The organism is Actinoplanes sp. NPDC051513 (genome assembly GCF_044454685.1).
GTDB lineage: Bacteria > Actinomycetota > Actinomycetes > Mycobacteriales > Micromonosporaceae > Actinoplanes.
Genome location: NZ_JBITDW010000005.1, coordinates 290,195 through 314,179 on the forward strand (window position 1 = coordinate 290,195; position 23,985 = coordinate 314,179).

Here is a 23,985-nt window from a genome sequence, read left to right on the forward strand (position 1 = left end):
CGGGGGCAGGGTTCTGGGTGTGTTGGAGAACCCAGTGTGGGCCGCCCTCTCCGGGCCACAGGCCTGCTACGCCGAGGCGTCCGGTGACGCCGCCTGCTACCGGAGCGACATCTCCCCGTTCGGCGCCCTGGCCGAGCCGGCCGACCCCGCCGGCTGGCGTGACCTCGCCGCGCTGACCGACGACGTGCTGCTGACCGGGCCGTCGCTGACGCCGGGCCCGGGCTGGGAGGTGGCAATGTCGCTGCCCGGGGTGCAGATGATCGGCCAGAGCATGACCGGCGTAGAGGACCCCGAAGCCGTCCTGCTCAGCGAGACCGACGTCCCCGAGATCCTCGACCTGGTCGAGCGGGCCAAGCCGGGGCCGTTCCGCAAGCGCACCATCGCGCTCGGCCGCTATCTGGGCATCCGCATCGACGGCAAGCTGGTGGCGATGGCCGGCGAGCGGTTCCGGCTGCCGGGCTGGACGGAGATCAGCGCCGTCGCGACCGATCCCGACTACCAGGGGCGCGGGCTGGGGGCGCGGCTCACGCTCGCCGTGGCGGCCGGCATCCTCGGGCGCGGCGAGCTGCCGTTCCTGCACGCGGCGGCCGACAACGACCGGGCGCTGCGGCTGTACGAGCGGCTCGGCTTCGAGCCCAGCCACGACGTGATCTTCGCCCAATTCCGTCAGGTCGGCTGAGTTCCGCCAGGTCGGCTGAGCGCCGGGTTCATTCGCCCAGCGCGCCGTCCCGCTGGGGCGGGGCGCCGCCGCCGTCGGCGTAGCGGTCCTGCAGGTCGCCGATCTCCTGGAGGAGGCCGGCGAGCTCGCCGCGCACCTTGGCCAGGCGGTTCTGCTGGTCGGCGGGCAGGCCGCCGCCGTGGTCGTGACCGGCGAGGGTCGTCTCCTGCTCCTCGAGCTCCTCGCGGCGCTCGTGGAGGCGGTTGAGCTCGGCCTCGTACTCGTCCTGGCTGATCTTCTCGGGCTGCATGGTTCCTCTCTACCCCGTTCGGGCGCCCGCGGTCCAGGACGCCAGGACGCGCAGGGCGTCGTGGGACGGGGAGCCGGGCTCGGCCGTGAGCACCATCAGCTCCTGCCCGCTGCCGTCGGGGCTCGTCCACACGTCGCAGTCCAGCGTGAGGTCCCCGGCCGTCGGGTGGTGGTAGCGCTTGGTGCCGTAGCCCGCGCCCGTCACGCGGTGCTCTGCCCACCACGTACGGAAATCTTCGTCCTGAAGCGAAAGATCGCCGACCAGAAGGGCCAGCGCGGGGTCGTCCGGCTCCGCCGCGGCGCGCATGCGCAGCGCCGCGACGGCGTCGCGGGCGTCGTGGGACCAGTCCAGGTGCATGCGGCGGATCTGCGGGTGGGTGAAGAGCACGCGTACGTAGTTGCGACGGTCGACGGGGACGGCGGCGAAATCGGTGTACAACGCGGCGGCGGACCGGTTCCACGCCAGGATGTCCAGCCGCTTGCCGAGCACCACCGCGGGCGTCGCCAACTGGTCGAGCAGGCGGCGCATCGCCGGACGGACCTTCTGCGCGGCCCGGCGGCGGCGCGGCAGCGCGTCCGTCTTGCCGGCCACCTCGTACAGATAGGTCTTCTGATCGTCGTCCAACCGCAGCGCCCGGGCCAGGGTGGCGAGCACGGACGCGGATGCCTGCACGCGGCCCTGCTCGAGGCGGGTGTAGTAGTCGACGCTGATCGACGCCAGCTGGGCCACCTCCTCGCGGCGCAGCCCCCGAACCTTGCGGCGGCCGCCCAGCTCGGGCAGGCCGACCGCGCGCGGCGTCAGGCCGGCCCGCCGGGCCTTGAGGAAGGCGCCGAGCTCGGTTTCAGTCATGACACCATTCTGCGGATCCCGCCGGGCCGTCAGAACAGCATCGTCCAGGTCTCGCGGGTCTCGAATCCCAGGGCCTCGAAGAACGGGACCACCTCGTCGGTGGCGTGCAGATAGGCGGTGTGGGCGCCGGCCGCGCGGCCGTCGTTCAGCATGGTGGCGGTGAGCGCGTACGCGTGGCCCTGACGGCGCGACGGCTCGAGCGTGGCCACGCTGCCGAGGCCGAGGTGGCGGTCGTTGCGGATCGTCACGCCCGCCGCGACCGGCGTGCCGGAGTCGTCCTCGGCCAGGTAGGCCGCGATGCCGGGGTGCACGAGGACCTGCGGGCTGTAGACCGCCGAGACGATCTCGGGCAGGGCGCCGAAGCCGCCGGCCAGGACCGCGGCGAACGTTTCGTACTCCGCGGCCTCCAGGCGGCGGACGGTCGCCTTGGTCTCGGGCACGTCGCCGGTCAGCGGCCGGGTCATGAACGGCTGGGTCGTGTCCGTCGCGAGTCCGTGCCGGCCGGCGATCTCACGGATCTCCGGGCTCGGCTCGCCGCGCAGGCGGATGCTCCACGGCGAGCCACCCGACCGCTCGGCCGCGATGCCGGCCAGGGCGGCGATCTCGGCCGGGTCGGCCACGGCCGCCGGACTCAGGATCGGGTTCAGGGCGGGCACGTCGGCGTGCGTGATGGCCAGCAGCGTGCCGTGCTCGCCCCGGGTGTGGTACGAGCCGGGGACCGCGGCGGCGATCATTTCCATGCCGTCGCGGAAGGCGGCGGCCGAAGAGTCCGTGGTGTTCATCCCGGACATGCTATTGCCGCCCCATTCGGCGCGCCCGGCATTGTGCTCGGCGGGGTTCGCCTGATCCGGCCGAATTTCCGACACATAAGAGGTATCTGTGGCGCCGTTCGTCACTCTAGGTTTTTCGACAAGTGATGAGCGCGAAGGGTGCGGGATGACCGATTTCGTCCTGTCGGTGTGGAAGACCAGCGACGAGCCCGGGGACGGTGCGCCGATCCGGCTCGTCCGGGTGAGCGACGGCGCCCTGCTCGCCGGGCATCCGTCCGGTTTCGACACGGCCGGCTTCCGCCACGACGGCACGGTGGTCGACCCCGAGGACAGCCTGACCGCGGCCGGCCTGATGGACGAGGCGCGCCAGGAGTCCATCGGCGACCAGTTGTGGGCGCGGCTGGCGCCCGGCACGATTGGCGCCACCCTGCGGCCGCTGATCCGCGAGGGACGGATCTATCTGGACCTTCGCTCCGACGACCTGCTGCACCTGCCGTGGGAACTGCTGCGCTGCGACGACCAGTACATCTTCACCGCCGCGAACACCAGCTGGGCGCTCGGCCGCCCCGAGCCGAGCGGCCACTTCGCGGCCGGCGAGCCGCCCGCGATCGAGCATCCGCTGCGCGTGCTGGTCGTGCTCGGCAACCGGCCCGGCGACCAGCGCATCCGGGCCGACGAGGAGCTGATGCTCATCGAGCGGGAGGCACACCAGCGCAACGCCGAGGTGCTGCTCACCGCGCTCGACCATCCGGGACCGGATGTCATCGAGCGGGCCCTCATCGATTTCCGCCCGCACGTCTTCCATTTCATCGGGCACGGCGCCGGCGATCCCCCGCAGATCTTCGTCTACTCGTCCGAGAACGAGAGCGACCCGTGGCCGGCCGACAAAGTGCGCAGCGTCTTCGCCCAGGCGCCGCCGCGGCTCGTCGTGCTCAACGCCTGCCAGACCGCGCTCGCGCCGACCCGCGGATCGTCGCTGGTGCGGGCCTTCACCGACGCCGGGTGCCGGGCCGTCGTGGCGATGATGGGCGAGATCCGCGGCGCCGCGTCGGAGGCATTCAGCCGGCGTTTCTATCGGGAGATCTTCACGGGTACGCCGGTGGACACCGCCACGACCCGCGCCCGGCTCGCCGTTCAGGCGGCGGCCGGCGACGCGGCCGGCGACGTGCTCGAGGTCCGCTCGAACTGGGCGCTGCCGCGGGTCACCGTGCGCGGCGACGCGGGCACGGCGGTCACCATGGCGTACGCCGGGGTGCCGGCCGCCGTCCATTGGCTGAAGTCCGACTTCGTGACCCGCTGGGCCGAGCGCCGGCAGGCCTGGACCTCGATGGACGGCAGCCTCAAGGCCGGCCCGGCCACCGAGGCCCGGCTCGCCGTGCTGGTGGGCGGCCCCGACGCCGGCAAGCGCGAGCTGCTCAACACGATGGCCGAGGCGCGGGCCCGGGCCGGCGACGCGGTCGTCTACGTCAACCTGTTCGGCTACCGCACCGGTGACTGGCGCGACCTGCTGGCGCGGATCGCCGACGAGGCCGGCCAGGCCGGGTTCGACGCCGCCGCGCTGCACGTCACGGCGAAGTCCGCCGAATCGAGCGCCCGGACGTTCGAGCAGTTCCGGGCGGGCCTCGAAGCGCTGCACGACGGCCGCCTGCTGATCGTGCTCGACGGCCTCAGCGACTGGCAGGAGGACCTGGTCGAGCAGACGGTGCTGCCCGAGCTCTGCCGGCCGTTCCTGCGCGCCCCGGCCGGCTCCCGGCTGCGGCTGATGGTGTCGCTGGAGAAACCCGTCGGCGACCAGGTGTGGGGCGCGCGCCCGGCCGGCTGGGCGCCGGTCAAGGTCGGCGACTTCGACAGCGCCGAGTGGCGGCGGGCGGTGGCGCACTTCCGCGACTACTGGTCCGACCGCATCCCCGAGGAGAAGAAGCCGAGCTTCGCCGTCCTGGCGGCGGCGCTCGCGGCCTATCCGATGGCCCAGAGCCTCGCCTCGATGCGCGCCATCGCGGGACGCCAGTCGTGAGCGCGCCGCCGATCGAGACGCTGGTCGTCGACGCCCTGCCCGACGACGACCGCACGCTGCTGCGCCACGGCGCGGTGCTGCGCTACATCACCCGCCCGCTCGCCGAGGCCGCGACCGGCTCGGCCGAGGCGGCGGCCCGCCTCGTCGAGCACCCGGTGGTGCAGGGCCGCGCCGACGAGACCTGGACGATCCCGGCGCCGCTACGCCAGGCGTTGCTGGCCGGCTGGGACCCGGCCGACGAGATCCGGGAGCGGGTCTCGCGGGCCGACGACGGCATGGAGGGCCGCTACGCCCGGCTCTCCGCCGCGCCGAGCCGACCGGACGCCCTGCGCGACCTCGCCGGCGACGTCGGCCGGGCGCTGTCCACCGGCGACGTGCCCCGCGCGCACGACCTGATCCGGCTCCTCGACGAATGGCCCGTCCCCGACGACCCCGCCGCGCGCGGGCTGCGCGACGAGCTCGCGCCCCTGCTGCGCCGGCACTCGCGGGCGCTGCGCGACCGGGACGCGACGACCACGTACCTCGAGCGGGGCTTCGAGGACGTGCTGTGGGACCGGCTCGTCGCCGACGACGGTCGGTGGATGCTGCACCTGCACGCGCCCGGCGGCCGCGGCAAGACGATGTTCGTGAAGAACCTGCTCGGCCGCCGCTGCCCGGAAAGCGACATCCCGGTGGCCCGCATCGACTTCGACCACGTCACCCAGCTCGGCCTGGCCACCACCGAGCCGTGGCTGCTGCTGCTCGCCATCGCCGCCCAGCTCGACCCGCAGCTGCCCCTCTCGCCGTTCGGCTACACGCTCCAGCGGTTCGGCGCGTACCAGGACATCGTGCAGCCGGAGGCCCTGCCGCGGGTCCCGCCGGCCGGCGGCGTCGCGCCCGACACCCGCCGCGACGAGCTGGCGGTCGAGGCTGCCCGCGAGATGCCGGAGAAGTTCCGGGAGATCCTGGCGGCGGCCACCGGCGGTGGCCTGGTCGTCATCGCCCTCGACACGGTCGAGAACGTGCTGCACACCGAGGGCGCCGACCTGCTGCCGGTGCTCGACATGCTCGGCGAGTTGTTCCACGGCACCGGCGAGCCGGGCGTCGCGCGGGTCCCGGGCCTGCGGGTCGTCGTCAGCGGCCGGTTCGACCTGGCCGGCGAGCGCGAGCTCCCGTCGGGGCGGCGCGAGCGCGTGCCCGGCTTCCGGGAGCGGTGGGTCGGCGACGCGGTCACGAGCGAGCCCTCGGCGGGGACCGAGGTGCTCCTCGGGCGCGAGGTCGCGATGCTGGAGGTCCCCGGCTTCACCGAGGACGAGGCGCGCCGCTACCTCACCGAGCAGGGCGGAATCAGCGATCCGGCGATGGTGCGGGCGATCGTCGCGCGCACCCACGACAACCCGATGAAGCTGGCGCTGCTCGCCGAGTACGTCACCCGCAACCGCGACGTCGGCGCCGCGACGATCGAGTCGTTCGCGAACGTCGACCTGTTCTACCTGGTCGACCGGGTCGTCGACCGTCTCCCGGACGAGCACGTGCAGTGGCTGCTGCGGTGGGGGGCGCTGCTGCCGGTGCTGACCCGGGAGGCGGCCGAGGAGGTGATCTGGCCGGCCCTGGCCGCGTTCGCCTCGCTCCCCGAGCCCGGGCGCGACTACGACAACGCCGCCTTGGACCTTGGCGTGCCCCCGCCGGCCGAGGGCGTGCGCCGGTGGCCGGTTCCCGACCTGGCCGCGGTGCGGGCGCCGGGCGCGTTCGGGCGGGCCTGGGAGACGCTGCTCGACTATGCCGCGCAGTCGTCGTGGGTGTTCCGGGTCGAGGGGCTGTCCGACGCGGTGTCGTTCCACACCGAGGTCCGCGAGCCGCTGCGGGGGCTGCTGCGCGACGGCGGGCATCCCGCGTACGACGACATCCACCGGCGGTCGTACGCGTACTGGTCGCGGGAGGTCGGCACGGCGACGGGGGCGGCCCGGGGAGCCGCGCTGCACGCCGTGCTCTTCCACGCCTACCAGCCGTGGACCGGCGACGACCACGACGGGGACGCGCTGTTCCGCGCGTTGCTGGCGCGGGCCGGCCTCGACCGCGGCGATCGGCTGCTGTTGGCCCGGGCGGTGCTCGACATCGCCGGGCCGTCGGTCGAGGTGCGGTCGATCGCCCACCTCGAGATCGCCGAGGCGGTGGTGGCGCAGGCGAACCTGCACGGGACGCCGGTGCACGAGAGCACCCTCTCGTCGCACGTGTCCCAGATCGACCTCGCCGTCCAGGACCGCGAGCAGCGGCGGATCGGCTTTCTCCGGGCGGTCCTGGCGGAGGCGGCCGGCCGCGTCGACGTGTCCTGGGCGCTGCTCGCCGAGGCTCTCCCCGGGGCCGACGTCGCGCTGGCGTCGGGGTGGCTCGCCTCCCGGACGCCGCCGGAGCCGGGTCTGGAGACGGTCCGGCAGTTCCTGGCCTATGCCGCGGGCACGGTGTGGGCCGGCGACGTGGCCCGGTCGCTGACCCTGGGCCTGCTCGCGGCGGAGCGCTGGCTCGAGGCGTACGAGGTGGCGGACCGGGCCGATGCGCCCGAGCTCTGGGCCGCCACCCGGATGGCGCTGGGGCATGCCCAGGAGGTGCTCACCAGCAAGGCCCCGCGGATCTGGCAGGCCCGCGCCCGGCTGCTGCAGTACGAGCCCGGGCGGGTGCTGCGCGCGACGGACAGATCGTCGGCCGCCGCCGTGCTCGTCATCGGTCAGGCCTACGCCCAGCTCGGCAACCTCGACGCGGCACGGGACGACCTAAGCGGGGCCGCGTCGAACTCCGATCCCGCCGTCGCGGTCGAGGCCATCACCGAGCTGGCGCGGCTCGCGTACCGCGACGGGGGCACCGATGTCGCGGCCTCCCTCCTGAAACGGCTGAGCCATTTCTCCGATCCCCTGGTCGCGCTGCGCGCGCGGCTGCTGGAGGCCCGGCTGATCCGGCCGGGGACCTTCCCCGCGGCCGAGGAGCTCGCGGAGCGGATCGAGCGGATGCCGCCGTCGGTCGCCGTCGAGCTGGCGATCACCCGGCTCGTCGTGCACGGCGGCGCCGAGCGCCAGTTCCGTCTCCTGCGCGACGCGGTCGCCGCCGTCCAGGGCTCCGGCGCGCGGCTGCTCGCCCTGCGTGCCCTGGCCGAGGTGCGGCTGCCCGCGGCGGGCCACCGGCCCGCGGTCGCCGACGAGTTGCTGGAGCTGACCCGGTTCAAGCAGGCGCAGAGCCGCACGCCGGCGCTCGTCCTCGCCCGCGCCGACCTCGCGCGGGTGCTGGGCGACCACGACACCGCGGTCAGCCTGCTGGACGGCCTGAGCTCGATGCCGGACCCGGACGGGGCGATCGGCCGGGCCGTGACCGGCGCGCGCGGCCGCCTGGGCCCCGCCCGGCGCGGGGCGTCCGACCCCATCGGCGCGGCGGCCGACCGGCAGCAGGACGAGCGGGCCGTGCCGCTGCTGCTGCGCACCGTGCCGGACGCCGGCCAGGTCGAGGTCAACGTGCCCGGCGAACAGCTCCACCTCGCCGACATGACGGACGCCCTCGCCTCGCTGACCCGTCCGCCCTACACGGTTCTCGACGAGATGGGCCGGGTGTTGCCCGGCCGGGCGGACTGGGCCGCGGATGCGCGCGCGGACCTGATCCTCACCGATCCCGAGGCCGCCCGGTGGCCGTGGGAGGCCGCGCGGGGCGATCTCCCGCCCGCGGTCCTGCGCCGCCGGCGGGAACGCCCGCTGGCCGCCGACGAGCCCCGGCCGGCCCCGGTCGTGCTGCTCGGTGTCCTCAACGAGCGGTCCAAGCACGGCGCCCTGGCGCTGGACGAGCTCACTCGCGGCTACGACGGCCGGACCGTCGTGCAGCCCCGGCTGTTCCAGAACCCCGACGAGGCCCTCCCCGGCGGCGGCATCCTGCACGTCATCGCGGAGCCGGTGGACCGTCGCGGCTACCCGGCGCTGCAACTGACCACCGGCGAGCTGCTCACCGCGGAATCGTTCGCCAAGCGGCTGACGGGCGGCCCCTGGCTGGTGATCCTCGACGTCGCTCTGTCCAGCTACGACCACGACGCCGTGGAGCAGCTCGCCGTCGCCAACGCGTTCTGCTGGTACCTGGTGCGCGCCCACTTCGAGGTCGATGTGATCTGCGGGCCGCTCAGCGACGCGGGCCGCAGCGACGGCGTCCGGGAGCTGGCCCGCCGGCTCGGGCAAGGCGTGTCGCCGGCCGAGGTCGCCGCCGTGCTCCAGCGTCCCATGCGGGCCGGGCCGCGCAATCGGGCTCCGTGGCGGGACGTGGTGTCGGTCAGCACCGACCGGCCGGACCGGCGCTACCGCCTGGGCGGCCCGGCATGACCCTCTTGGACTTCTCCCTCGCCCGGCTGCGGGCCCGGGTCGACAGCCTCGGCGCCGACCTCGCGGACTGGATCGCTCGCGCCTCGAAACCCGGCAACCTGGGTATCCACCGAAACCAGTTGGGCCGGCTCGAGACCTTCATCGTCGGCACCCTCGACACGGTGGTGGACGGCACGCCCCTCGACCCCGTGGACCCGCCGCCGGGCGGCAGCGTCGACGACCTCCCCGGGCTGCGGCGCGGCATCGGCAGCGCCCACCTGATCTGGGACTTCTTCCGGGACAAGCTCGCCCAGCGCGACATGGCCGAGTACACGACGCACCTCGGCGCCGCCGACGACCTCGCCTGGGGCTGCTACGAGCCGTTCCTGCGGGCGTCCGCGCCCGGTTCGGTGGCGCTGCGCGAGCCGCCGCTGGTCTTCTACAGCACCGACCGCACGCCGTTCGCCCAGGCCCGCACCAAGACCCTGCACCCGCCCGGCCTCGACGCCAAGGACCTCCAGTTCTTCCAGGCCGCTCTCCAGCGGCTGCCGGTGCCGGTGATCGGCCTGCCGTGGGACATCGCCAACCGCATGCCGGAGACCGCCCTGGTCGGCCACGAGACCGGGCACGTGATCGCCGAGGACCTCGGGCTCGCGGCCGAGGCGAAGGCGGCGCTGGCCGCGGCGGAGCTCAGCGGCGACCGCGACGACGCGCGCCGCAGGGTCTGGGTCTCCTGGTGCGACGAGATCTTCGCCGACGTGATCGGGGTGCTCGCCACCGGCAGCGCGTACGTCGAGGGCCTGGTCCTCGAGCTGGCCGGGCAGCGCGACGACGTCCGCCTGGCCCGGATCGACGCCGGCGATCCCGGCCGGTACCCCACGGCGGCGCTGCGGGTCGCGCTCTGCCAGCGGCTGCTGACCGGCGTGGGGGTGACACCCACGACGGACTGGGCGCAGACGTACGGGCCGATCGTCGGCGATTCCCGCGACTACGCGCCGGACGTGGCCGTGGTGGCGCCGGCCCTGCTCGGCCGGGCCTGGACCACGCTCGCGGGCCGGCAGCTCGCCGACATCCTGCCGTGGACCGCCGTGCGGGAGCAGCAGGCCGCGCGGGTCGGCCGGCAACTGCTCGACGGGCAGCCGCCGAGCGTTCCCTTCGACGTACGGGTTTGGGTGGCCGCCGCGATGCACGCCTACCGGCTCGACGCCGCCGCGTACACGAAAGGTGATCTCGATGCCCGCCTGGCCACGATGATCGTGAACCGGCGGCAGGCCGGCGTGCGCAGCACGCGGACGCTCACGCCCGGCCGGACGCTCTCGGAAGAACAAGTGCGCGAAGCCGACCGGAAAGCGGGCGCCGACCTCGTCCGCGACCTCGGCCTCGCCGGGAAGAGGGGGATACAGAATGATCACGACCAATGAGCTGGTTGACAAGATCAAGGCGTCGGCGCCCACGGTCCAGCTCGAACTGAAGCATTTCGGCATCTCCGCGACCCGGTTCGTCGTCGAGGGCGACATCGGCATCGCGGAGGCGGCGGTGCCGGCGTACGCGGCCCGGCGGATCGAGATCGCCTCGGCGGCGCAGGCCGACCCGGACGCCGACCGGCAGGGGCTGCTCGGGATCGAGCGCGACGGCCGGACGCTGCGGTGGCGGCCGGGCACGAAGCTGACGTACGCCGTGTGGCGGCCCACGTTCCCCACCGACGCGGAGCACGAGAAAGTGGTCGACGGGATGGCGGCGGCCACCGCGGCGTGGCAGAGCATCTGCGGGTTCGAGTTCGAGTACGTGCCGGCGAAGGACACCGACGAGAACCTTCAGTTCGGGGACGTGTCGTTCCCGGTGGTGCGGCAGGACGGCGGCGGGAACACGATCGCCATGGCGTTCTTCCCGGACGACCCGGTGAACCAGCGGCTGGTGTGGGTGTTCGACGGGTACTTCAGCGGGAACGGCGGGTTCGATCCGGTCGGGGTGCTGCGGCACGAGCTGGGGCACGTGCTGGGGTTCCGGCACGAGCACATCCGGCCGGAGGCGCCGGATCTGTTCAATCCCGAATCGCTCGAACACACCGTCGAGATCACCGCGTACGACCCGACGTCGGTCATGCACTACGTGGCGCCGGGGATCGGGGATCCGCAGTTGCGGTTCACCGAGGCCGACCGCACCGGAGCCCGGGTCGTCTACGGCGGGCCGTATTCGGAGTTCTCGTTCGCCGACTGAGGGGGTCAGCCGCCGACGTGGCGCAGGACGGCCAGGACCCGGCGGTTGTCGCTGTCCGAGGACGGCAGACCGAGTTTCGCGAAGATGTTCGCCACGTGCTTCTCCACGACTCCGGGGGTGATGACGAGAGCGGCCGCGATGCCGGCGTTGGATCGTCCTTCGGCCATCAGGGCGAGCACTTCACGCTCGCGGGGGGTCAGCGACGCCAGCCCCGCGGTGTTCTGGCCGGCCCGCATCAGATGGCCGACCACCTCCGGATCCAGCGCGGTGCCACCGGACGCGACCCGGGTCAGCGCGTCCACGAAATCGGCGACGTCGGCGACGCGGTCCTTGAGCAGGTACCCGACGCCGCCCGGCCGATCGGAGAGCAGGCGGGCCGCGTAGCGCGTCTCCACGTACTGCGAGAACACCAGCACGCCGACGCCGGGATGGTCGCGCCGGATGTCGATCGCGGCGCGCAGTCCCTCGTCGGTGTGCGTCGGTGGCATCCGGATGTCGATGATGGCCACATCCGGTACGAAGGCGGCGATCGCGGTCCGCAACGCCTCCGCGTCGGCCACCGCCGCGCACACCTCGAAACCGCGGTCGGTGAGCAGCCGGACCAGCCCTTCGCGCATCATCGCGGCATCCTCCGCGATCACCACCCGCATGTTCCCGCCTCCGTTCACACGTGTGTGGGCAGCTCGATCTCGACCCGGGTCGGACCGCCGGCCGGACTGTGCACCCGCATCCGGCCGTCCACGACGGCGATGCGGCCGGCCAGGCCGGACAGGCCGGGACCCGCCGGGTTCGCCCCGCCGGCGCCGTCGTCCTCGACGGTCACCTTCAGGCTTTCGCCGGATCGGACCACGCCGAGCCCGATGCGCGTCGCCCGGCTGTGCTTGGCCGCGTTCGCGAGCAGCTCCGATGCGCAGAAGTAGGCGATGGTCTCGATCGCGGGCGCCGGGCGATCGGGCAGCTCGACGGTCACCGCGACCGGGATGGCGCTGCTCGACGCGAGCGTCGCCAACGCGTCGCCGAGACCGTTGTCGAGGACCGGCGGGTGGATCCCGCGCACCAGGTCGCGCAGGTCGGCGAGAGCATCCTTCGCCCCGCGGTGGGCGAGCGCGACCAGCTCGCGTGCCTGGGCGAGGTCGGGCGGCGGGCCGTCGGCGCCGAGCTTCTCGGTCGCCATGCCGAGGTTCATCGCCAGCGTGGCCAGCCGGATCTGCGCGCCGTCGTGCAGATCGCGTTCCAGCCGGCGCATCATCGCGGCCGCGTCGTCGATCGCGCGGGCCCGGCTGACCTGCAGTTCGCGTACCCGCTCGGCGAGCCGCCGCCGCCCGAGCAGCCGTCGCATCGCGGCCAGGTCCATCGTCGTGCCGGCCCGCATCAACCACGGCGCGACCAGCAGCATCGCGAGGCCGGCCGCGGCGATGAGGAACGTTCCGGCGAACGTCCGCGTGCCGATCGTGCCGAACGGGGTCAGCGCCCACACGGGCCCGAGCGTCGTGCCGGGCGGGTGGTTGCGGAACAGCGGCCACCACACCGGGTAGCTGAGGTTGACCAGGCCGAACACGTAGCAGAAGGCGCCGTAGCCCTCGGGGATGGCCAGCGGCACCTTGAGCAGGCAGTATCCGACGGCGCGCCAGCGCGGCCGGGGTTGTGGGGCATCCACGTGCTCGTCGAGGAGCCGGTCGGCGAGCCGGAGATGCAAGGCTCCCATCGCGCGCCCGGCCGGGACGGCCAGCAGGACCAGGAGCGCGATGGTGAGCGGGAACAGGACCAGGAACAGCGGTGCGACCGCCGGTGCGGGCTGCTTGGACATGGCTCCGCTCGCCCAGAGGATCAAGGTGCCCGCGGCCGGCACGATCGCCGGCACGGCCAGGATCGCGACGGCGCTGACCACGCCGGCGAGGCAGAACGCCACCTGGCGCAGGGCCAGTGTGGTGAACGGAGCGCGCAGCGCGGTCATCAGCCCATTGTCGCTGTTCACGCGTCGCGACGGCGCAGCAGCACGCCGCCGCACAGGATCGCCACCGCCGCGTACCCGCACATCAGCAGCGCGCTGATCCAGCCGGAGAACAGCCCGGGTACGGGCGAGGTCACCGCGATCGAGTTGAGCAGCATCAGCAGCGGAAGGAAGCGGCCGACCGGGATGGCGCCCTCGCCGAACATGCCGGCCACGATCATCGGGACGAACATCAGGCCGAACAGCGTGCCGATCGCGGCGCCCGAGTGCCGCACGATCGTCCCGATGCCGACCCCGATCAGCGCGGTGGCGCCAAGATACACGCCGGTCAGCACGACCGCGCGCAGGTTCGCCGAGTCCCCGAGGGACGCGGCCGGGATGGCGGTGCCGCGGATAGCGAGCTGCCCGCCCAGGTAAGCGGCGAAGCTGGCGACCAGGCCTACGGCGAGAGCCGCGCCGCCGCCCACGGCGACCTTCGCGGCCAGGACGGTCCGGCGCCGCGGGACGGCCGCGAACGTCGAGCGGATCATCCCGGTGCCGTACTCGCCGGTCATCATCAGCACGCCGAGCGCTCCGAGGAGCAGCTGGGCCGCAATGGCGCCGCCGAGGCTGTTGTCGAGGATCTGGGCGGCGGTGGCGACCGGGGTGTGCGATCGGTACCCGAGGCCGACCCCGGTCCCGGCCGCGGCCATCGCGACCACCGCCGCGATCGCCAGCCACCACGCCGACCGGACACTGCCCAGCTTGATCCGCTCCATCCGGGCCGCATGCCGGAATCCGTACCTGCTCATGACGCCACTCCGCGATAGTCGGTGTCCTGCGAGGTGAGCCGGAAGAACGCGTCCTCCAGGCTGTCGCCGCCGGCGGCGAGCGCGGCGACGGTGGTCTCGGCCAGCAGCCGCCCGCGGCCGATGACCACCAGCCGGTCGGCGGTCAGCGCCATCTCGGCGATCAGGTGGCTGGACACGAACACGGTCCGGCCTTCGGCGGCGAGTCCGCGCAGCAGATCCCGGATCCAGCGGATGCCCTCCGGATCCAGCCCGTTGACCGGCTCGTCGAGCAGCAGGACGCCCGGGTCGCCGAGCAGGGCCACGGCGACGCCGAGCCGCTGGCGCATGCCGAGCGAGTAGGTGCCGGCGCGCCGCCCGGCCACATCGGACAGACCAACGGTGCGCAGCACCTGCTCGACCCGGGAACCGGGGATGTCGTTGCTGGCGGCCAGCGCGGCGAGGTGCGCACGGGCGCTGCGGCCGGGATGGAACGCCCCGGCGTCGAGGAGCGCGCCGACCGCCTTCAACGGCCAGTTCAGCTCCGGGTACGGGACGCCGCCGATCAGCGCCTCGCCATGGTCCGGGGCGTCCAGGCCGAGGATCATCCGCATCGTCGTCGACTTGCCGGACCCGTTCGGGCCGAGGAAGCCGGTCACCACGCCCGGCTGGACAGCGACGCTCAGCCCGTCGACGGCGATCCGGCCGCCGTAGCGTTTGGTCAGTTCACGTAGTTCGATCACACGATCGACGCTAGGCATCGCCGCCCGGGGCCAGAAGCCGGAAACCATCCGACTTCGCCTGGGGGTTTTCCGCCCCGCCTTAACTGGGTGGCCCGTGGATCTGCCAACGGGGAAGATGCGGCGATGTCCGGTATACCTGAGGGATTCACGTATCGACTCCGCAAGAACGGGGACGTGGAAGTGCTGCACCACGGCCGCCCGGCCGCTGTGCTGCGCGGCGCCGCCGCAGCCCGATTCCTGGTCGACGTGGAAAATGAAGATCCGCAGGAGTTGATGGCGCGCATCACCGGCAACTACAAACACGGCAACGAACGAACCGCCAAGAAGCATCCACGCAACCTGCGCCGGTAGACGCGCGCTGTGGCGATACTGGTCGGGTGAGCGGCGCCTGGTTGTTGCACGTCGATCTCGACCAGTTCTTCGCGTCGGTCGAGGTGCTGCGCCGGCCCGAGCTGCGGGGCAAGCCGGTGATCGTGGGCGGCTCGGGCGATCCCACCCAGGCCCGGACGGTCGTGGCGACCGCGTCCCGGGAGGCACGGGAGCTCGGCGTGCACTCCGGGATGCCGATCCGGCTCGCCGCCCGCAAGTGCCCCGACGCCGTGTTCCTGCCCACGGACATGCCGGCCTACCAGGCGGCGTCGGCCCGGGTGATGGCGATACTGCGGGCTTTTCCCGTACGCGTGGAGGTGTGGGGCCTGGACGAGGCGTTCGTCGGTGGCGACATCGACGATCCCCAGCGACTGGCAACCGAGCTCAGGGCGGCGGTCCTCGACGGGGCCGGGTTGACCTGCGCGATCGGGATCGGCCATAACAAGAACCAGGCGAAGATCGCGGCGCGGTTCGCCAAGAGGGATCGGTCCGGCATCGCCACCCTGACCGGTGAGACGTGGATGCCGGTGATGGGCGAACGGCCGGTCGGCGAGTTGTGGGGTGTCGGACCCAGGACGGTCAAGAAGCTCGGCGAGCTCGGGGTCGTGACGGTCGCCGACCTCGCCGCGGCCGACCTCGAAACACTTGCCCAGCGCTTCCCGCCGCGGGCCGCCACGTGGCTGGTCGTCGTCGCCCGCGGTGGCGGCGACACCGAGCTGACGACCGAACCGTGGGTCGCCCGGTCGCGCAGCAAGGAGGTCACGTTCGGCCGCGACCTGACCGAGCGCACCGAGATCGAGGAGCAGCTCACCATGCTGGCCCGGGCGCTCGGCGCGGAGGTGACCGCGGCCGGCCGGCGGGTGATCCGGGTCGGTGTGAAGGTGCGGACCGCGTCGTTCTTCACGCAGACCCGCGAGGCGAAGCTACGCGACGGCCCGACCACCGACCCCGCCGTGATCGCTCACGCCGCACTGGCGGTGCTGGGCAAGTTCGAGTTGACGCGGCCGGTGCGGCTGCTCGGCGTACGAGCGGATCTGCAGGCCCCGCCGGCCGATGGCGGATCAGGTTGACGCTCGATCAGGACAGTGGGTGACCGGTAGTGCTGTCGACGTGGTCCGGTACCGCGCCGTCGTGCTGATCGCCGGTGGTGGACGTCCCGGTGGGCTCGAACATCAGGATGGCGCCACCGGGAGAGGACGGCTTGTGCTCGGTGCCCCTGGGTACGACGAACACGTCACCGGCATGCAGCGTCACCGTTCGTTCGGCGCCATCACCGTCGCGGAGGGCCACATCGAACTGGCCGTCGAGGGCGAGAAAGAACTCGTCGGTGTCGTGGTGGACGTGCCAGACGTGGTCGCCCCGGGTGTGCGCGATGCGTACGTCGTAGTCGTTGACCCGGGTCACGATCCGCGGGCTGTAGATCGCGTCGAAGGAGGCAAGCGCCTGGCTGAGGTTCACGGGCTGATCCATACGATCCAGACTGCCTCAGCCAGGCATGGTCTTGTAGCGCAGGTGCAACACGTGCTGGCCCGGATCGTCGACCTCACGTGTACGCACCTGCCGGATGAGCTGCAGCTCGACATGCTCGACCTGCTCGGCCGTGAGGTGATCGAACAGGCGACGGCCGCGACCGAGCAGCACGGGAACCACGTGCAGGTCCAGCTCGTCGACCTCGCCGGCGCGAAGCAGGGCCTGCGCCGCACCGGCTCCGTGCACCATGGCGACCCCGTCACCGACCGCGGCCCGGGCCAGCGCGGCACACTCGGCGACGTCGGTGACGAAACGGACGGTGCCCGGCGGCGCCTCGTCGGGGACCTCCCGGGTCAGGACGAGAATCGGCACACCGTTGTGGTGGTCACCGCCCCAGTGGCCGGCCAGCTCGTACGTCCGGCGGCCGGAGATCAGCGCCCGGGTGGCCATGGCTTCCGCGAACACCTCGCCGCTCGGCCCGGGGTCGTTCCGTTTGTCCAGCCAGTTGAACAGGCGGAACCCGCCGGTGCCCAGCGGCGCGTCCGGCCCGTCGGCCGGACCCGTGACATAGCCGTCCAGCGACATCGTCATGTCCACGCGGATCCTGCTCATGACCGGCCTCCCCCGACGACGCGGTAGCGCAGATGCAGGACGCCCGAGCCCTCCCGGGACCGCAGCAACTCCAACTCCACCTGATCCGGCGGAAGGCCGTCGAACAAGCGACGGCCCTGCCCGAGCAGCACGGGTACGACGTGCAGCTCGATCTCGTCCAGCTGCCCGGCCGCCAGGCACGCCACCGCCGCCGACGCGCCGTGCATCATGACATCCCGGCCCCCGGCCGCCTCCCTCGCCTGCGCCACGGCGGACCGGACGTCGGTGACGAATCGGACGTGCCCCGTCGCCGGCTCGTCAGGAACCGAGCGGGTCAGGACGAACACCGGCACGCCGTCGTGGTGATCACCGGCCCACCCGCCGGCGTGATCGAAGGTGCGCCGCCCCGTGACGACCGCGCCGGTCGCCATCGCCTCGTCGAAGACCTCGGCGTTCGCGCCGCTGCCGGCGGGACGATGCGAAACCGGGTCGACACAGCCGTCGCTCAACCAGGCGTGCAGCCGTTCCCCGTTCACCCCAAGGCCCCGGTCAGGCCCATCGTCCGGGCCGGTGATGAACCCGTCGACCGACATCGACATGTAGGGCCGAACCTTGCCTGCCACCTCAGTCATGACCAGGTAGACCGCCGAGCGTCTCGAGAATCATCGCTGGGGGCAGACCGAACCGCGGTGGCCGGCCGGAAGACCGGCCACCGCGGTGGGACGGATCAATGCTTGCGCCAGCTCCAGCGGTTGCCGGAGGGCGCCCAGCCTGTGCTGACCGGCGCCGACTCAGCGGCGACGGTCGCGGTCGAGGCGGCCGCGTCGGAGGGCGGCGTCACGCCGTCGCAGCCGCCGGAGTCGGGGCGGCCGGTCAGGAAGTACGCCTCGAGGTGCTCGGTGCACTGCGGCACCCGCGCGACCGAACCGTGGATGTCGTCCTCGACCGTGAACGCGGTGCCGCCGATCCTCGCCTGCACCTGGGCGATCCACGGGAACGGCGTCGGGCTCTCCCACCGGTGTCCCGACAGCTGCAGCGAAGCGTTCGACTTGCGCAGCTGGAACGGTTCCTTCGCGGGGATCGGCCAGCCGGCGCACATCTGGGTGAACGGCGCCAGGCCCGCGGTGATCGGGAACTCCCGCTGCCAGCTCCGGTACGTCTTCCAGAAGGTGGGGAAGTCGTGCGGGCTGGTGTCGTCGTTGCACAGGATCGCCCGGCCGGCGGCGTCGTTGAACTGCTCGGGAAGGTCGGCGGGCGGCTCGGTGGGCTCCTGCGGCCCGTCCCCGATGAGGATCGGCCGGAGCGCGTCCGGCACGGGGTCGCCGGTCTTCGCCGTGGTCAGCGCCGCCAGCGCGGGCGTGGATTCCGCCCACAGCGGGCTGGGCGCGACGGCCAGGAAGGCGGCCAGGTTGCCGTCGAGCGGCTGGTCGAGGTCGCTGAACACGATCGGCGCCGCGTCCAGCTTCCTCTTCAGCTGCTTGACCAGGGCGATCACTTCCTCGGCGGTGTCGCCGAGGTGGTACGTCGCGTCCCGGTGCGCGGCCCAGGCCGCCCAGCGCGGAATCTTGCCCTCGTCGGCGGCGGTCACGTCGTGGAAGCGCGAGTCGAGCCGGTTCGCGGTCGGGCCGACCACGCTGTCCAGCCACATCCGGCCCACCGACCCGGGGTAGAGGCTGCGGTAGACCTGGCCGAGGAGCGTTCCCCAGGAGACGCCGAAGTAGCCGAGTTTCTCCTGCCCGAGCGCCTTGCGCACCTGCTCGAGGTCGCGGGCCACGTTGGCGGTGGTGAGCTGCCCCAGGAAGGTGGGATCGCTCTGCCAGCAGGTCCGGTTCTGCAGAACCTGGAAGTCGTAGATCTTCTTGGCGGTCTCCCCGGTGAGCGGCCCGGCCGGGATTTCGGGCGGCGTGACGTCGCGGCCCGGGCGCGCGCATGCGGCCCGGGTGCTGTAGCCGACGCCACGCGGGTCGAACCCGATCAGGTCGTACCTCTCGGCGAGCGCCTCGAACTGCGGGCTGGTCAGCGCCAGCTCGTGCGGCATCAGATAGCCGCTGCCGCCCGGCCCGCCCGGGTTCACCGCCATGCTGCCCAGCTTGTGCCGCTGGTCGGTAGCCCGGAGCCGGCTGATCGCGACCGTGATCTTCGTGCCGTTCGGGCGGTTGTAGTCGAGCGGCACCCGGACGGCGCCGCAGTCGGTTCGGGCGAGCAGCGCCCGGATCCTGGGTAACTCCTCCGGCGGGACACCCATCGCTTCGAGGGTCTCGTCCGAGTAGGCCACGCAGTCGCTCCACGTCACCGCTGGTGGCGCCGTGCTCGCCCCGGCCGGCGGGGCGAAGGCGATGAGCCCTGCCCCGGCCGCCATGACGAGCACCCCGATCCCGGCGACAATTCCTGTGTGTCGTGTCATGCAGATATTGATACAGATGGACGCGTCACGCCGAGGTCACCAAAATCGTCCAGATTCCTCTCAGCTTCCGTCCACGTGCTGCTCGGCTGATCCTCAGGTCAGCTCGTCGGAGCGTCCGGCTCCGATGCGGGACCACTGGGCGATGGGGCGTCCGTCGGTACGCCAGACCTCGGGATTCCTGGCGTCACCCCAGGGCTGGGGCCAGCCGTCGGGCGAGTCCTCCCACGTCTCCTGGCGTCCGTAGACGGTCATGTCCAGCAGCCCGTGGGTGGGGGCCATGGCCTCGACGCCGCGACCGCCGGTGTAATACGTCTCGAACACCCGGTCGCCGTCGCGGACGTAGCAGACGAGGTGGTGGCGTTGCCAGTCACGACCCTCCAGGAGTTGCGCCGCCGTCTTCTCGACCGAGTACCACGGCATGTCCAAGCCCAGGAAGTCCCGGTACCGGATGCTCTGGTCGTACGGTCCCTTGCAGAGCGTGGCGTACGTGGCGTCGCGGGAATGGATGTAGGACAGCTCGCGGACCTGGCTGTTGAAGAAGGTGCAGCCCTCGCATTGCTCCGCGGCGGGCTGGTCGGGCCACCAGGCGTGGAAGTACGCGATGAGCTGCTTGCGGCCTTCGAAGACGTCGAGGATCGTGACCGGCCCGCCGGGACCGATGACCTCGATGGTGGCGTCGACCTCCACCATCGGCAGCCGCCGCCGCGCCGCCGCGATCGCGTCCCCTTCGCGGGTGTGTGCCTTCTCCCGCGCGAACAGTGCTTCCCGCGCCGCCTGCCAGGTCTTTCTGTCCACCACAGGCGGGAGGGCGGAGCTGGGTGCTTGGTCGTTCATGATCGCCTCCACGCGGTCGTTGCGGGCTCGCCCAACCAACGAGCGGGACCACACGGGATTCGACATCGAGCCCATTGTCCGTCGCCCACATGAGGAAGTCGCCACCAGCACGCCGCATAAGTGCTTCGTCAAACCGAACGGCGACTCCCGGCCCAATGACATCGACGAACGTGCACCCGTCAGAAGGTATTGTTGCCGACGTGGAACTCGTTGGAGTTCAGAAGACTCTCAGCCCCGTCCTCAAGGCCAAGGCGCTCGACAACCGGCTGCCAGTCCCGATCCTCGGCGACGCATACGCCGAGCAGGTGATGCGCAGCCTCGACCCCGCCTACGACAAGGGACGATTCGGTACCAGCCAGTTGGGCCTCGCCGCCGTGGTGCGCGCCAAGGCTCTCGACGACTGGGCCCGGAGCTTCCTTGCCGATCATCGCGAGGCGGTCGTGCTGAACCTGGGTTGCGGCCTTGACGCCCGGGTGTTCCGGATCGATCCGCCTGCCACCGTGGACTGGTACGACCTGGACTATCCCTCCGTCACGGAACTGCGGCAGGAACTGTTGCCGGCGCGCGAGCACTGCACCTTGATCGGCTCCGACGTCACCGACCTGAATTGGCTGGAGCGTATTCCCCGTGGCCGGCCGGTGCTGGCGATCGCCGAGGGACTGGTGCCCTACCTGACCGAGGCCGACGCCCGGCTGCTGCTGACCAGCATCATCGACGCCTTCCCCGCCGGCCAGATACAGTTCGACACGGTTTCGGTCTCGGCATGGCGAGCGTCGAAATGGGATCCACTCGGGCGTAAGTACAACGCCCAGTTCCACTGCGGCTTCAATGACCCAGCCGCGCTGGCCGATTGGCACCCGCGACTCGAATACATCGACGAGGCGCCGATGAATGACTCGCCGGTGTTGATGGCCAAGGCGCCCGCGACCATACGCCGCATGTTCCGCCTGATGAATCTGTTGCCAGGCTTCAAACGGTCCAGCCGCATCGTGCGGTTCCGATTCTGACGCCCCAACGGCGGGGATCGTACGGAGCGTGACGGCTGTTTGGCCGGCTTGGCGACGCCGCCGTCGCTTGCGAGGTACCGGCTACGTGCCGATCTCGCAGCGGACTTCGAGGGAAGTCGCGGTATGAGCGCATGCTCCGTGAATGGCGTATCCCGTGGCTGTCGAACTCGACCGAACCGACATCGAAACGCTGGCGCGAGCGGCGTCGGCCGGAGACCCGAGCGCGCTGGACGCGCTGTTGGTCGCGGTGCGTCCCGAGACGCTCCGGCTGTGCGGGCGGTTCCTTCCGAACCGTGAGGACGCCGAGGAAGCGTGTCAGGACACGCTGCTGGCGGTGGCTCGCGGCATCGGGAAGTTTCACGGCCGCTCCACCTTCCGCACCTGGTTGCACAGTCTCGCGGCGAATCGGGCCCGGTCGACCTATCAGGCGCTCCGGCGTCGGCACGGCGATGAGGTGGCCGGCGCTCCGCCGCCCGACCGGCCCGACCCGCGGCGCACCAGCGTCGTGGCCGGCACCCGGCTCGACCTGCTCGACGCCCTCGGCGGCCTGCCCCCGGAATACGCGGAGGCGGCCGCCCTGCGCGATGTGCTCGGGCTGAGTTACGGCGACATCGCCACGCTCCTCGACATCCCGGACGGAACCGTGAAGTCGCGCATCCACGAGGCCCGGCGCCGGCTGCGTCTTCGCCTGAACGACCACCGGCCGCGATGACCTTGACAAAGCCGCGAACAAAAGGCGGTGCCGATGTGACTAACCGAGTGACAGACCACAATGACAACGAAAGAGAGCTGTCGTGCTGCACTCCCGAATCCGTCACATTGCGAGCGCCGGTGCGTTCGCCCTGATCGCAACGATTCCGCTGACCGCTTGTGGCGACCCGGTTTCGCCGCGGCCCGCGCAGGCTGCCACGCCGGGCCAGACTCCGGATTCGACGCCCAGCGCGTCGGCTGCGGCCGGAAGCCCCGGACCCGGCGTCACGAAACAGCCGGCCGGGCAGAGACCGGCGCAGACAAGCACCACCAAGCCACACACCACCAAGCCGACTGCCACCAAGCCGACCGGCACCTGCTACGGCGCCGTCCGGCACGACCTGGACCTGCGCAACACCGTGCTGGACCTGGTCAAGTCGATGTGTTTCCACACCGGCGGGGTCCTGCGTCTGCAGGGGATCGGGCCGGGGATGGTGACCGCGGCCCCGGGGTCATTGGTGTCGCAGAGTTACGAAGGCGGCGTGGTGGACCTGCGCTTCGTCCGGGCGGGAACGGTCACCGTGACGATTCCGCAGGACGACCAGACGTACACGATCACGGTGGTGGTGGTCAGCTAGCCCCTCGGGCCGTCACCGTACCTGCACCCCGGCGAGCAGCGTGTCGACGAAGGCCGACGCGTTGTCCGCCGGTGGTGCGATCTGGACGTACACCAAGCCGGCCCCGGCCGGCCCCGTGCCGGCCGCCTCCACCAACTGGCCGCGCTGGTCGGCGCAGCTGAAGGCGGCGATCACCCAGTCGATGCCGGCCTGCCGGCTGTGGCGCACCTGAGCCGGGACGCAGTCGGCGTGCGGAAGCCGGCCGACGAGAGCGGCCGGCGTGCGGCCGGCCGGGCCGTCCCGGGCCAGCCCGATGAACGCGCCCCGTACGGCGTCGTCGGTGCGCCAGCGGGCCGGGTCGGCCGATATCAGGAGCGCCGGGTATCGCGGACCGCCCGGGTCGGCGGGCCAGGACCACCGCCCGGTCGTGGACCTCCACCCCTCCGGGAGCCGGACCGAGATCCGGCCGGTCGCGTCGACCGCAACTCCGGGCTGCTGCGAGAAGCCGCCGCCCACCACGTCGAAGCCGAGCGCGGACACCGTGGCGGCGGACGCGAGCGCCATCGTCGCCCGCGTCGCGGCGCGGGCCCGGGGTCTCGCCCGGGGTCCGGCCATGGCCCGGCCCAGGGCTTCCGCCATCGCCCCGGCGTCCCGGTACCGGCCGGCCGGCCGCTGCGCCGTCGCCACCCGCAGCACATCGGCGACCTTGCGCGGCACGCCGGCGCGCAGCCGCACCGGATCGTCCGGGCGGCGGCGCACCGGTGCGCCGAGGAGCCGGATGCCGAGTTGGCCCAGGCCGTAGACGTCGGTGCGAAGGTCGACGACCGCGGCCGGATCGTCCTGCTCGGGCGCCATGTAGCCCGGAGTTCCCGCGCGGGCGGTCAGACCGGAGGCGGTGGCGAGCGCCTTGGCCAGTCCCAGGTCGGCGATGACGACCTGTTCGGCGGGCGATCCCGGCCCGGACCCGGCGGAACGGGACCGGAACAGCACGTTTCCGGGGGCCAGGTCACGATGGACGATGCCGTGGTTGTGCAGCACCGCCACGCCTTCGCAGATCTCCCGCAGCAGTGGTCCGGCCTGCCGGACGGGAATCGGCCCGCCGGCCAGCCGGTCGCGCAGGCTGCCGCCGTCGGCCCAGGCCATCACCGAGTACGGGCGCCCGTCGGGCAGTTCCCCGAGCGCGTACACCGGCACGATGCGATCGTCGTCGAGCCACCAGAGCATCCGCGCCTCGTCGAGGAACCGCTCGCGGATCCGCAGGTCGTGACTCCAGTTCTCGGCCAGGACCTTGATCGCGACACGGGCGCCCAGCGACGCGTCGTATCCCAGCCAGACGGTCGCGAAGGAACCGATGCCGAGCAACCGTTCGATGCGGTACGACCCGATCCGGACCGGGGAGGTCACCACGGCCTGAGCATAGCCG

The 23,985-nt window shown here is 72.3% G+C and carries 23 protein-coding genes; 10 read left to right on the plus strand and 13 right to left on the minus strand.

Translation table 11 applies throughout. The annotated features are described in order from the left end of the window. Positions 1-19 precede the first annotated feature (19 nt). Positions 20-679 (plus strand): GNAT family N-acetyltransferase, encoded by a 660-nt coding sequence (locus tag ACIA5D_RS19240; RefSeq protein WP_396031320.1) that lies wholly within the window; start codon positions 20-22, stop codon positions 677-679. Positions 680-707: 28 nt separating this feature from the next. On the opposite strand, the gene ACIA5D_RS19245 is transcribed toward ACIA5D_RS19240, so the two are convergent. From ACIA5D_RS19245 to ACIA5D_RS19255, 3 genes are read right to left on the minus strand one after another with little or no spacing between them, the layout of a single operon-like run. Beyond that, entirely contained in the window at positions 708-968 is a 261-nt protein-coding gene (locus ACIA5D_RS19245) for a hypothetical protein (RefSeq protein ID WP_396031321.1), read from the minus strand. Positions 969-977: 9 nt separating this feature from the next. After that, positions 978-1,817 (minus strand): helix-turn-helix domain-containing protein, encoded by an 840-nt coding sequence (locus ACIA5D_RS19250; RefSeq protein WP_396031322.1) that lies wholly within the window; start codon positions 1,815-1,817, stop codon positions 978-980. Between the two features lie 29 nt (positions 1,818-1,846). Then, a complete protein-coding gene (locus ACIA5D_RS19255) occupies positions 1,847-2,599 on the minus strand; it encodes a GNAT family N-acetyltransferase (protein WP_396031323.1) in 753 nt (250 codons plus the stop codon). A 154-nt stretch (positions 2,600-2,753) separates the two neighbouring features. Between ACIA5D_RS19255 and ACIA5D_RS19260 the strand changes: the two genes are divergently transcribed. Genes ACIA5D_RS19260 through ACIA5D_RS19275 form a run of 4 tightly spaced genes read left to right on the plus strand, consistent with a single transcriptional unit; the run spans position 2,754 to position 11,119 of the window. Continuing rightward, the gene (locus tag ACIA5D_RS19260; RefSeq protein WP_396031325.1) at positions 2,754-4,601 is read left to right on the plus strand and encodes a CHAT domain-containing protein; all 1,848 of its coding nucleotides are present in this window, start codon (positions 2,754-2,756) and stop codon (positions 4,599-4,601) included. Next, positions 4,598-8,923 carry a hypothetical protein gene (locus ACIA5D_RS19265; RefSeq protein WP_396031326.1) on the plus strand — a complete coding sequence of 1,442 codons (4,326 nt, stop codon included), beginning with the start codon at positions 4,598-4,600 and terminating at the stop codon, positions 8,921-8,923. The genes ACIA5D_RS19260 and ACIA5D_RS19265 overlap by 4 nt, the downstream gene beginning before the upstream one ends. After that, complete coding sequence (locus ACIA5D_RS19270) at positions 8,920-10,323, plus strand: hypothetical protein (RefSeq protein WP_396031327.1); 1,404 nt, start codon at positions 8,920-8,922, stop codon at positions 10,321-10,323. Before ACIA5D_RS19265 ends, ACIA5D_RS19270 begins: the two co-directional genes overlap by 4 nt. Then, complete coding sequence (locus ACIA5D_RS19275; RefSeq protein ID WP_396031328.1) at positions 10,307-11,119, plus strand: matrixin family metalloprotease; 813 nt, start codon at positions 10,307-10,309, stop codon at positions 11,117-11,119. Before ACIA5D_RS19270 ends, ACIA5D_RS19275 begins: the two co-directional genes overlap by 17 nt. A 5-nt stretch (positions 11,120-11,124) precedes the next feature. Here ACIA5D_RS19275 and ACIA5D_RS19280 read toward each other — a convergent pair whose 3' ends face one another. From ACIA5D_RS19280 to ACIA5D_RS19295, 4 genes are read right to left on the minus strand one after another with little or no spacing between them, the layout of a single operon-like run. Beyond that, positions 11,125-11,769: a response regulator gene (locus ACIA5D_RS19280; RefSeq protein WP_396031329.1), complete on the minus strand. Its 645-nt coding sequence runs from the start codon at positions 11,767-11,769 to the stop codon at positions 11,125-11,127. 14 nt (positions 11,770-11,783) lie between these two features. Further along, entirely contained in the window at positions 11,784-13,073 is a 1,290-nt protein-coding gene (locus ACIA5D_RS19285) for a histidine kinase (protein ID WP_396031330.1), read from the minus strand. A gap of 17 nt (positions 13,074-13,090) precedes the next feature. Then, positions 13,091-13,861, minus strand: a complete 771-nt coding sequence (locus ACIA5D_RS19290) for an ABC transporter permease (RefSeq protein WP_396031331.1) — start codon at positions 13,859-13,861, stop codon at positions 13,091-13,093. Beyond that, the gene (locus tag ACIA5D_RS19295; RefSeq protein WP_396031332.1) at positions 13,858-14,580 is read right to left on the minus strand and encodes an ABC transporter ATP-binding protein; all 723 of its coding nucleotides are present in this window, start codon (positions 14,578-14,580) and stop codon (positions 13,858-13,860) included. The genes ACIA5D_RS19290 and ACIA5D_RS19295 overlap by 4 nt, the downstream gene beginning before the upstream one ends. 174 nt (positions 14,581-14,754) lie before the next feature. Between ACIA5D_RS19295 and ACIA5D_RS19300 the strand changes: the two genes are divergently transcribed. Both ACIA5D_RS19300 and ACIA5D_RS19305 read left to right on the plus strand, forming a co-directional pair. Continuing rightward, positions 14,755-14,931: a hypothetical protein gene (locus tag ACIA5D_RS19300; RefSeq protein ID WP_396031333.1), complete on the plus strand. Its 177-nt coding sequence runs from the start codon at positions 14,755-14,757 to the stop codon at positions 14,929-14,931. Between the two features lie 26 nt (positions 14,932-14,957). Further along, positions 14,958-16,019: a DNA polymerase IV gene (locus tag ACIA5D_RS19305; protein ID WP_396031334.1), complete on the plus strand. Its 1,062-nt coding sequence runs from the start codon at positions 14,958-14,960 to the stop codon at positions 16,017-16,019. A 7-nt stretch (positions 16,020-16,026) separates the two neighbouring features. Here ACIA5D_RS19305 and ACIA5D_RS19310 read toward each other — a convergent pair whose 3' ends face one another. The 5 genes from ACIA5D_RS19310 to ACIA5D_RS19330 all read right to left on the minus strand — a co-directional run bounded on the left by ACIA5D_RS19310 (position 16,027) and on the right by ACIA5D_RS19330 (position 20,248). Further along, a complete protein-coding gene (locus ACIA5D_RS19310) occupies positions 16,027-16,419 on the minus strand; it encodes a cupin domain-containing protein (protein WP_396031335.1) in 393 nt (130 codons plus the stop codon). Positions 16,420-16,434: 15 nt separating this feature from the next. Then, the gene (locus ACIA5D_RS19315) at positions 16,435-17,031 is read right to left on the minus strand and encodes a dihydrofolate reductase family protein (protein WP_396031336.1); all 597 of its coding nucleotides are present in this window, start codon (positions 17,029-17,031) and stop codon (positions 16,435-16,437) included. Next, positions 17,028-17,642 (minus strand): dihydrofolate reductase family protein, encoded by a 615-nt coding sequence (locus ACIA5D_RS19320; protein WP_396031337.1) that lies wholly within the window; start codon positions 17,640-17,642, stop codon positions 17,028-17,030. The genes ACIA5D_RS19315 and ACIA5D_RS19320 overlap by 4 nt, the downstream gene beginning before the upstream one ends. 95 nt (positions 17,643-17,737) lie before the next feature. Further along, positions 17,738-19,414, minus strand: a complete 1,677-nt coding sequence (locus tag ACIA5D_RS19325; RefSeq protein WP_396031338.1) for an alpha/beta fold hydrolase — start codon at positions 19,412-19,414, stop codon at positions 17,738-17,740. Positions 19,415-19,507: 93 nt separating this feature from the next. Beyond that, positions 19,508-20,248 (minus strand): DUF899 family protein, encoded by a 741-nt coding sequence (locus ACIA5D_RS19330; protein WP_396031339.1) that lies wholly within the window; start codon positions 20,246-20,248, stop codon positions 19,508-19,510. Between the two features lie 200 nt (positions 20,249-20,448). Here ACIA5D_RS19330 and ACIA5D_RS19335 point away from each other — a divergent pair, with 200 nt between their 5' ends. From ACIA5D_RS19335 to ACIA5D_RS19345, 3 genes are all read left to right on the plus strand, one after another. Next, complete coding sequence (locus ACIA5D_RS19335; RefSeq protein WP_396031340.1) at positions 20,449-21,255, plus strand: class I SAM-dependent methyltransferase; 807 nt, start codon at positions 20,449-20,451, stop codon at positions 21,253-21,255. Between the two features lie 154 nt (positions 21,256-21,409). Beyond that, the gene (locus ACIA5D_RS19340; protein WP_396031341.1) at positions 21,410-21,967 is read left to right on the plus strand and encodes an RNA polymerase sigma factor; all 558 of its coding nucleotides are present in this window, start codon (positions 21,410-21,412) and stop codon (positions 21,965-21,967) included. An 82-nt stretch (positions 21,968-22,049) separates the two neighbouring features. Then, positions 22,050-22,583, plus strand: a complete 534-nt coding sequence (locus ACIA5D_RS19345) for a hypothetical protein (protein WP_396031343.1) — start codon at positions 22,050-22,052, stop codon at positions 22,581-22,583. Positions 22,584-22,595: 12 nt separating this feature from the next. Here ACIA5D_RS19345 and ACIA5D_RS19350 read toward each other — a convergent pair whose 3' ends face one another. Further along, positions 22,596-23,969 (minus strand): serine/threonine-protein kinase, encoded by a 1,374-nt coding sequence (locus tag ACIA5D_RS19350; RefSeq protein ID WP_396031344.1) that lies wholly within the window; start codon positions 23,967-23,969, stop codon positions 22,596-22,598. Positions 23,970-23,985: the final 16 nt, after the last annotated feature.